The 592-nt window shown below is 53.0% G+C and carries 1 protein-coding gene; it reads left to right on the top strand.

Annotation, left to right across the window (positions count from 1 at the left end):
• Positions 1–85 precede the first annotated feature (85 nt).
• Positions 86–592 (top strand): Lcl C-terminal domain-containing protein (locus FEM54_RS33670; RefSeq protein ID WP_171045984.1); only part of this gene is annotated, 507 nt, incomplete at its 3' end.

Genomic DNA, 592 nt, shown 5'->3' with positions numbered 1-592 from the left:
GTATTGGACGATGACGCCAGCACGTCATGAGGGTACGTCTAATTGGGTGGTAAATCTGTCGGATGGGAGCGCCTACGAAGTTAATGTGGCTAAGTCCCTCGCCAATTTTTTCTGTGTCTTTGATTTTCGGGGCTCCCCTCCTGCCGTCCATTATGCTGCTCAAGATTTGACGGTTTTAGACCACGCGACTGGGCTGGTCTGGCAAAAAGACACATTGACTGCTCTCGACTACCATGCCTTAGCTGATAAATGCGTTGGCTCCACTGTCAGCGGAAAACAATGGCGCGTTCCTTCTTGGAAGGAGCTTTCCTCGTTACTCAGTGCTGCTTATAAAGCCCCCTATTTGGATCCGCTATTTCGTGGCGAGACAGCGCTGACAAGTAGCACGCCGGCCGTCGAGCGTGGACTTAAATTTCGTTATGTGAACTTTCAGACGGGTACAAGCGGCGCAGCAATGCTGTCGGCAACCCGTTGCGTGGAACAGGCTTTGCCGAACTCGGTAACCTCAAAGCGTACATTCAAGGGCAACGTGTCGATCAGCGGACCGGATCCTATCCTTGGCGCTCACGCACTCCAACAGCTTGAGGCTGGC

The organism is Pseudomonas edaphica (assembly GCF_005863185.1).
GTDB lineage: Bacteria > Pseudomonadota > Gammaproteobacteria > Pseudomonadales > Pseudomonadaceae > Aquipseudomonas > Aquipseudomonas edaphica.
The sequence above is the reverse complement of the archived record's forward strand: the minus strand, read 5'-3'. Positions and strand labels throughout refer to the sequence as shown.